Raw genomic sequence first — 7,932 nt, 5'->3', positions numbered from 1 at the left:
AACGACATTGAAGGCCTGGGCAACCTGCTGTCGCAGCGGATCCCCAACTACCGCAACCTGATGAACAGCTACGCGGCACTGACAGCCCGTTAATCCACCCTGAATTACAAGGCCCGCCCCCGAGCGGGTCTTTTGCTTTTGCGGTCAGACAAAACGCCAGCAGCCGACACCACCCTCCTTCGTGGGAGCGCCGCCCGGGCGGCTCCCACAATCTGGACGGCCCCCAAGAAGTTGAACACCCATCCAATCCTTTGCCGAAAGATTGCGTCTGCACGCAAGTCGCTGTATTTCACTGGTGAAACCCATTCGATCCCTGGCGCCCTCAAGCATGCGAAGACAATTCGATGACATCCTGCTCGGCAGCATCGAGCTGTTCTGCCTGGCCGCCGAAGCCGGCAGTTTCACCGCCGCCGCGTCGGTGGCCGGCGTCACCCCGGCCGCAGTGAGCCGCTCGATCTCGCGCATGGAGCAACGCCTGGGCGTGCGACTGTTCACCCGTACCACCCGCAGCATACGCCTGACCGAAGGCGGTCGGGCCTACTTCGAGCAGTGTCGACAGGCGCTGACGCAACTGTCCGAAGCCCAGCGCGAAGTCATGGGCAAACAGCAGGAGCCGTCTGGCACGCTGCGCATCAGTATCCCCACCACCTACGCCCACCACCGTCTCCTGCCGCTGCTGCCGACCTTTCGCGCGCGCTATCCGGCGGTACAGGTCGAAACCCATATCAGCAACCGCAATATCGACTTCGTCGAGGAAGGCTACGACCTGGCGATCCGCGTGCGCGTGCTGCCCGACTCCGGGCTGATCGCCCGGCACCTGGAGGATGCGGCGCTGGTAGTGGTCGCCAGCCCCGACTATCTGCGTCGAGCCGGAACGCCACACAACCTGGATGACCTGCAGCGCCACGAATGCATCCAGTTCGAACTGCCCAGCAACGGCCGGCGAATCACCTGGCTGTTCAGGGAGGATGGCCAGGACCGCGAACTGCTGGCCAACAGCGGCTACTGCTGCTCGGAAGATGTGCTGGGCGGCGTGACCCTGGCCCGGCATGGTGCCGGCCTGTTCCAGACCTATCGTTTCATCGTCGAGAAGGAACTGGCCGAGGGTTCGCTGGTGGAAGTACTGCAACCTTTCGCCGGCCGCTCACGCCCCTTCACCCTGCTCTATCCCCATGGCCGGCACGTACCGCTGCGGCTCAAGGCGTTCGTCGACTTCCTGATGGAGCAACGGGCCGGCTGGAGCGACGGAGCCGGCGCCTGACCAGCCGCAAGCGCCCGGTAGCGCCAAGCGGCTTTTCCAGAATCAGGTACGGCTGAAATATTCGCGGGAATGTGTGGTTCTGGCTCCTCTTCCATCTTCCGAAGCGCAAGCGAGCGTTCAGGCAACAAAAAAGCAAAGCCGGGTCCCAGTTCTTCACATAGGTGGTGATCACGACATCGTATTCCCTGTTGAGCACTGGCAGGCGCTGACCCAACAACTTCCAACCCTGACCCAACTCAGCATACCGAGTACCGGGCACGGCCCTCACATGCAATATCCCATCGCCACTGCCCGGCACATCGGGGCATTCGTGGCTGAGCAGCTGACCAGAAGCCGCACATAGAAAAGGCCACCTAATGTGGCCTTTTCTACGTTCTACTCGCGTCATACCTTACTGCCACCACTTATCATCCTGTAAACCGCTATGAATGAAAGGCTCATTACCAGAATGGCGAAAACTATTGCGGTATCGAAGATGCCGTATCCGCTAGCTACCGCGTACCCAGCGATCATCGCCGGAACACCCATACCGAGGTAGCAACAGAGGAAGGCAACGGACAATACACCCGCGACTTCCTCGGCGCGTGACTTGGATAAAACCAGTCGGATACCACCTTGAAAACCGGCACCAAAGCCAGCTCCTGAAATCACCACGCCAAAGACAAAGGGAGTGAGCGAACCGGTGATCAATGAAACCAAGACCATAGCCATACCGATCAGCAGCCCCAGTGCGCCAATCCAAGCCAAGGTATGCATTGATCGAGTAACGAATGCCCCAATCGCAGCTACCCCACTCCCAGCGAAAGCAGCCAACACCAATCCGCCTGCCCATGACGCAGGTAGCGCAAAGAGCTGCTCAATTAACCTGGGGCCCATTGAGGCGAAGAAACCGGCGACAGCCCAGCCAGCAACGAATAGCGACGATGCAATGATCATTGGTCCGCGCACATCCACGGGTATGCTGAATTGCGGCATCAGTGACCGGGCAGCCCCAGGTATTCTTGCGCGGATATCCCTCATGAAGAGTAGACCCACGCCCTGAATGACCAAAATAAAAGCTAGCGCCGCGAACACAGTATGAGTGGGGTACGGTAATGCCTGTGCGAATACGCTACCCATCAGAGCCCCAACAGCACTGCCGATGGCAGGTGTGAGGGCATTCACGACCGCGCCGCGCTTGTGGTTGAGATCAATCAGGGCTGCGCCCACCGCTGGAACTGCAGCCCCTGTCGACACGCCTTGAATCAGCCTACCAAGCACTAGATCCGTGAAGCCATCAGCTACACCCAACATGTACATGGCCACCAATTGCAAAACAGTCGTCCACAACAGTACTGACCGACGACCGACGTAGTCGGACAGCCGACCAAACACTAGCAGTCCGGCGAGTACTGAAATGGCATAAATACTGAAGATAAAGCTGATGCCCATCGCAGTGAAATGCCACTGGTCCTGATAGATCGGATACAACGGCGTAGGTACGCTGGATCCAGCCAGGAAGGTCACTGTGATGGAGGCAAGCAGACCAAAACGAGTCCGCGGGCCAAGACGCTGCTTGTCGTCATTGGCAACGCTTATTCCAGGGGTTATCAGAATCTGGCTCATGACTTGTGCTCACAGTAAGCGGTTGATCAGCAGGCATACGCCCATCGCAAAAACCAGTGTTCCAGTCCCGAACCGCACGGCTCGCCAAGGGCGAGCACGTGCAAAGGTGACGAAAGCCATGCGTCACACTGAGGCCAAAAGCGAATAGTTGATCGCTTTTGTAACGTCAGCATGGGGATTAGAAATGGCATCGAGCATACGCCCTACGACTTTTCCGCCTTTGATCAAGGCAGGCGCGTCGTGACTTGGCAGCAGAAATTTGCTGTCTGCGAGCGCCCTCTTGAGAGCTTTCTTTTCATCCAGCATGGACATGGCCCGATTCGCTGTGATCGTCGGCTCATGTGACGCTTGATCGAGAATGGGCTCAATCAGTTGGTCGTGAATGTCATAGGCGATGTCGCCGCAGATATTCGCCATGCCTTCATCAGTTTCGACCAGGACCGATATCGAGCCGGGGGTGTGTCCACCTGACAGTCGAACTGCTATGCCAGGGATAACCTCTTCTTCGAACGTGCCGTCGACATCAAACAGGCGAATTGCGCCTCGTGTGTGGAGACGATCAATCAAATGCTTGGTATCAGCCGCGGTGTACATGAGCGGCCCCATGATGCCGGATGCAGCGAACTCCAGCTCACGACGCGAGATACCGACTGTAGTCGCCATCGGGAAGAGATCGGTCATGCCGACGTGATCGATATGAGCATGGGTGTGGACGATGTGCCGGATGTCTTTCATCCGCAGCCCATGCTGGGCCAGATGGTACTCAAGCGTCATTTGCGGCGTTACTTCGTACGTGAGTCCGTATTCTTCATACTGCTGGGCATTGCGTGACCCTGTATCGACCAGGATCGGTTCCTCCCCTCCAGTAATAAGAAAACCCAGGACAGGAATGGTGACTTGCTCGCCGGGGTTCCGGAACATGACCAGACCACTCGAATCCATCTGCATGTTTCCGAGGTTAATTGGATGGATCTTCAGTGCCATGGTGATTCTCCTTGCAGGCGACGCTTGGGTTAAGACAGAGGGTCAGGACGGGTAATTGCTGTCTTACTCCGCCCTGTTAAGAACCGATCGGTTCAATATAGGGCGACCCAAACGCAGGCGCAAGAGAAAAAAACCATTCGGTTCAAAAAAGTGGTGAATGCTGCTCAGAGAGCCCGCAGCGCTTCCATGAAATGGTTGACACGATCGCCCGTTCCATCAGCAGGCAAGCAGCTTTCAACGCACACCCCAGAGAAAAACACCATGATGATGTCCGCAACAACCTCTGGAGCCAGTCGGGTTTTCTCAGCCCTTACGTTGTCAGCGATTTCCGGGAGCAAGCGACGATGACAATCCACGAGCAGTTGACGGACCTGGTCGGAAAGCACTGGGAACTCACGTAACGCATTGACCGAAAAACAGCCCATACATCCGTTATCTTGAGGGTCGCCAAGCCGAAGAAAGCGCTCGATATTTGCCCATCCTTGCGGCTGGGCAGTCAGGATTTCTGGCGCTCCGCGATTTGCGTAGTAATACGCCAAAGCGCTCAGAAACAGATCATCCTTATCCTTGAATTCTGAATACAGGCCTGACTTGTTAACGCCCGTAGCCTGCTCAAGATGATGGAGAGAGGTGCCGGAGTAGCCGTACTGCCAGAACACGGGCAATGCCTTCTCCAGAACCGTCTCACGATTGAATTTTCGAGGGCGTCCCATTTTCGGTACCTAAACGATCGACATGCTCCAGTATCGAACCGTTCGGTTTAATAGGAAAGCGTTTTCTAACCGACTCGCCTCGCATCGCGGCGGACTGCTTGCGGGGGGACCCCAAAACCTCGGATAAATACTTCGCGCATGTGTCGACGATCCCTGAACCCCGTTTCCCTTGCTACCGTATCCAGGCTATGGCGGCTCTGCTCGATCATTAACCGAGCTGCCTCTAGTCGTAGGCTTTCCACCGCTTTCGCAGGGGACTGACCGGTTTCGGCAGTGAAGACGCGCGTGAATTGCCTTGGGCTGAGGTGAACAACCTCCGCGAGCTCTTCAACACTCAATGCCCTGTTCAAATGCTTACGTGCATAGTCCAGGGCGCTTTGAATGCGATCAGACTTGGGCGCGAGAGCAAGCAACTCAGAGTGCTGAGATTGCCCTCCCGATCGGCGTTGGTGCATGACGAGCTTATGAGCTACCGATCTGGCAAGCTCCGTCCCCAAATCCTTCTCCACCATCCCCAATGCCATGTCGAGGCCTGCGGTCATTCCCGCAGAGGTCCAAACAGGACCGTCCACAATGAAGATCCGATCCTCTTCCACCTCAATGCTCGGGTGCATGCCTTGAAGCGTCTTGGCATATGCCCAGTGAGTAGTCGCACGCCGGTTATCGAGGACACCCGCTTGAGCCAAGACGAAAGCTCCTGTGCAAATGCCCGCGATGCGCCTTGAACTCTGGGCAAATCCCTGCACGCTGGACAGAACCTCAGCAGCGGGAGGCGTAAGCGGAGTGAGTGTCCCTGTGATCATCCAGCTATCGGCAAGCCCTGGATCATCCAATGCCAGCGTATCGATGTGCATACCCAGGGATGATCGAATGGTCCCTCCTGACACCGAATAGTTCTGAATCCGGTACACAGGCTCGCCCGCGACCATGTTCGCGAATTCAAAAACCGCCTGGGTGGCCAGTGACATCACCTGAAATCCGTCTATGACCAAGTAGCCGATTCGATGCATTATCCTGCTCCATTTGTGATGTCCTAAAACACGACCATAAGCGTCGTTTAAGACAAATCTGTTTTTTTGCATCATGGCTCCACACCCAAACAACGGAGCTGGACCATGACTCAGGAATACAAAGGCACCGCCCTGATCACAGGCGCATCCACCGGCATCGGCGCAATCTTCGCAGACCGCCTGGCTCAACGTGGCTATGACCTGATACTGGTCGCCCGCAATCGTGATCGCCTGAACGCTCTTGCTAGCCGCATCACCAACGAAACCCAGCAGAGCGTTGAAGTCTTCCCCGCAGACCTGGCCAACGCAGCGGACCTGGCGCGAGTGGAACGCAAATTGCGCGAAGACGCCAGCATCAATCTGCTGGTCAATAACGCAGGCATCGGCACTCACACCAGTTTGCTGGACAGCGACGTTGAGCGAATGGCCGAGATGATTAGCCTCAACGTCACTGCACTCACTCGACTGACCTACGCAGCGGTTCCAGGCTTCATCGCTCGCCAACAGGGCGCAATCATCAATATCTCATCAATCGTCAGCCTGGCACCGGAAATTCTGAATGGCGTGTATGGCGCAAGCAAAGCCTACGTCACGGCCTTCACTCAGTCGCTGCACAAAGAGCTGGCAGAACAGGGCATCAGGGTTCAGGCGGTGCTGCCAGGAGCTACGGCTACCGATTTCTGGGAGATCGGGGGGCTGCCCGTCGAAAACCTTGATCCCAACATCGTGATGTCAGCAAGCGACCTGGTAGATGGCGCCCTTCAAGACTTCGACAACGGTGTCCTGATCTCCATCCCGTCCATGCAGGACATACAGCATTTCGAGCTGTACGAAAGCAGCCGCAAGGCGCTGTTCGGACATCTCTCCAGCAACAAACTCGCCCCGCGTTACGACGTTTAATCAATCAATTGAAAGGATACAAATCATGAAAACTAGCGCAAACACCATCTTCATTACTGGCGGTACCTCGGGCATCGGCCGCGCTCTGGCCGAAGCGTTCCACCAGCGTGGAAACAAGGTCATCATCGCAGGCCGACGCCAATCGCTGCTGGATGAAATCGCCAACTCCAATCCCGGCATCGACACCGTTCAGCTTGATATCAATGATCCCCAGCAGATCAAGGATGTCGCACAAGAGGTTATCCGTCGCCATCCCTCGCTGAACGTCATCATCAATAATGCCGGCATCATGCCTTTCGACAACCCAGGCTCTGGCGATTATGACGATGAGCAGGCTGTAGGGCTGCTCCAGACCAACCTGCTGGGCCCGGTGCGTGTTAGCGCAGCGTTTGTAGAACACCTCAAGCGCCAACCTGATGCCTACATCATCAACAACAGCTCGGTATTGGCCTATCTGCCACTGGCCGCGACAGCCCTCTACTCGGCGACCAAAGCCGCGATTCACTCCTACTCGCTGTCGCAACGTTTTGCCCTGCGCGATACCAGCGTCAAGGTACTGGAAATCGCACCGCCATGGGTCGACACCGATTTGATCCACAAAAGTGGTGATGAACGCGCCATGCCGCTGGACGAATTCATCCAGGAAACCCTGGAAAAACTGGAGACAGCGACAACCGAAGTCCTGGTTGACCGCGTCGTCCCAGTGCGCGCCAACCAAGGGCCAAACGAGCATGAACTGATCAACCAGTTCAACCAGGCTCTGGCCGAAAACCCTATCCCTGTCGCCTGAACAGAAACGCATTGGACAGCCTAGAAGGAAGCAAAATCATGACCCGAATTGCTGCTTTGACCATTGACCAAGCTCCAGCCGCTGCGCGCACTGCTCTTCAGGGCATTGAAAAAGGCTTGGGTTTTATCCCTAACGCTTTCGCTACCCTGGCTCACTCGCCAGCAGCCTTGGGAGGATATCTCGCTCTGGCACAGGCGCTGAGCAAGAACAGCCTGACACCTGCCGAACGTGAAGTGGCGGCACTGGCGGCCTCGGAAGTTAACGGATGCGATTATTGCGTCGCGGCTCACAGCTTCTTCGGTGGGAAGGCCGGACTGAGCGCTGATGATCTGCTGGCAGCGCGCGCTGGCACGCTGAACGGAGTCGCTGCACTGGCTCGGGCTGTCACGCTCAGCCGCGGCCAAGTGAGTGACGAGCATCTCTCAATCGCACGGGAAGCTGGGTTGGACGATGCAAAAATCGTCGACGTTATCGCGCAGGTCTCGCTGCTGACCTTGACGAACTACCTGAACAACGTGGCGAAAACAGACATCGACTTCCCACCGAAAGCGATCTGACGCCTGAGCGACGTGTGCGCTCCCCCCTAAGGCGATCAGCCGTTACTTGAACGGCTGATCGCCTCAACCTGTAGTGGTCAACAATTCCCGGACACAGAATTGAGTTTTTCTT

The 7,932-nt window shown here is 56.7% G+C and carries 8 protein-coding genes and 1 pseudogene; 5 read left to right on the top strand and 4 right to left on the bottom strand.

The features are described 5' to 3' along the window. Both K675_RS32830 and K675_RS0100870 read left to right on the top strand, forming a co-directional pair. Positions 1-93 (top strand): annotated as a pseudogene (locus K675_RS32830) (hydrolase); the annotation flags it as partial. Positions 94-328: 235 nt separating this feature from the next. Further along, a complete protein-coding gene (locus K675_RS0100870; RefSeq protein ID WP_017901618.1) occupies positions 329-1,261 on the top strand; it encodes a LysR family transcriptional regulator in 933 nt (310 codons plus the stop codon). A gap of 384 nt (positions 1,262-1,645) precedes the next feature. On the opposite strand, the gene K675_RS30255 is transcribed toward K675_RS0100870, so the two are convergent. The 4 genes from K675_RS30255 to K675_RS0100850 form a co-directional block, all read right to left on the bottom strand. Next, a complete protein-coding gene (locus K675_RS30255) occupies positions 1,646-2,866 on the bottom strand; it encodes an MFS transporter (protein WP_017901617.1) in 1,221 nt (406 codons plus the stop codon). A 123-nt stretch (positions 2,867-2,989) separates the two neighbouring features. Further along, positions 2,990-3,850, bottom strand: coding sequence for an N-acyl homoserine lactonase family protein (locus K675_RS0100860; RefSeq protein WP_017901616.1), 861 nt, complete (start codon positions 3,848-3,850; stop codon positions 2,990-2,992). 164 nt (positions 3,851-4,014) lie between these two features. Beyond that, a complete protein-coding gene (locus K675_RS0100855) occupies positions 4,015-4,563 on the bottom strand; it encodes a TetR/AcrR family transcriptional regulator (RefSeq protein ID WP_026144803.1) in 549 nt (182 codons plus the stop codon). 65 nt (positions 4,564-4,628) lie between these two features. Beyond that, positions 4,629-5,573, bottom strand: coding sequence for a GlxA family transcriptional regulator (locus K675_RS0100850; RefSeq protein WP_017901614.1), 945 nt, complete (start codon positions 5,571-5,573; stop codon positions 4,629-4,631). 105 nt (positions 5,574-5,678) lie between these two features. On the opposite strand from K675_RS0100850, the gene K675_RS0100845 reads away from it, so the two are divergent. From K675_RS0100845 to K675_RS0100835, 3 genes are read left to right on the top strand one after another with little or no spacing between them, the layout of a single operon-like run. Continuing rightward, on the top strand, positions 5,679-6,473 hold the full coding sequence (locus K675_RS0100845; protein ID WP_017901613.1) for an SDR family NAD(P)-dependent oxidoreductase: 795 nt from the start codon (positions 5,679-5,681) through the stop codon (positions 6,471-6,473). Between the two features lie 25 nt (positions 6,474-6,498). Next, a complete protein-coding gene (locus K675_RS0100840; protein ID WP_017901612.1) occupies positions 6,499-7,263 on the top strand; it encodes an SDR family oxidoreductase in 765 nt (254 codons plus the stop codon). 38 nt (positions 7,264-7,301) lie between these two features. Beyond that, positions 7,302-7,820, top strand: a complete 519-nt coding sequence (locus K675_RS0100835) for a carboxymuconolactone decarboxylase family protein (protein ID WP_017901611.1) — start codon at positions 7,302-7,304, stop codon at positions 7,818-7,820. Positions 7,821-7,932: the final 112 nt, after the last annotated feature.

It is taken from the genome of Pseudomonas fuscovaginae SE-1 (assembly GCF_000364705.1).
Lineage (GTDB): Bacteria > Pseudomonadota > Gammaproteobacteria > Pseudomonadales > Pseudomonadaceae > Aquipseudomonas > Aquipseudomonas fuscovaginae_A.
This window is presented reverse-complemented; position numbering and strand designations above follow the sequence as displayed.

Coding starts and splice junctions, on each gene's coding strand:
- K675_RS0100840 (WP_017901612.1), top strand. CDS start 6,499: ATGAAAACTAGCGCAAACACCATCTTCATTACTGGCGGTACCTCGGGC.
- K675_RS0100860 (WP_017901616.1), bottom strand. CDS start 3,850: ATGGCACTGAAGATCCATCCAATTAACCTCGGAAACATGCAGATGGAT.
- K675_RS0100845 (WP_017901613.1), top strand. CDS start 5,679: ATGACTCAGGAATACAAAGGCACCGCCCTGATCACAGGCGCATCCACC.
- K675_RS0100870 (WP_017901618.1), top strand. CDS start 329: ATGCGAAGACAATTCGATGACATCCTGCTCGGCAGCATCGAGCTGTTC.
- K675_RS0100850 (WP_017901614.1), bottom strand. CDS start 5,573: ATGCATCGAATCGGCTACTTGGTCATAGACGGATTTCAGGTGATGTCA.
- K675_RS0100855 (WP_026144803.1), bottom strand. CDS start 4,563: ATGGGACGCCCTCGAAAATTCAATCGTGAGACGGTTCTGGAGAAGGCA.
- K675_RS0100835 (WP_017901611.1), top strand. CDS start 7,302: ATGACCCGAATTGCTGCTTTGACCATTGACCAAGCTCCAGCCGCTGCG.
- K675_RS30255 (WP_017901617.1), bottom strand. CDS start 2,866: ATGAGCCAGATTCTGATAACCCCTGGAATAAGCGTTGCCAATGACGAC.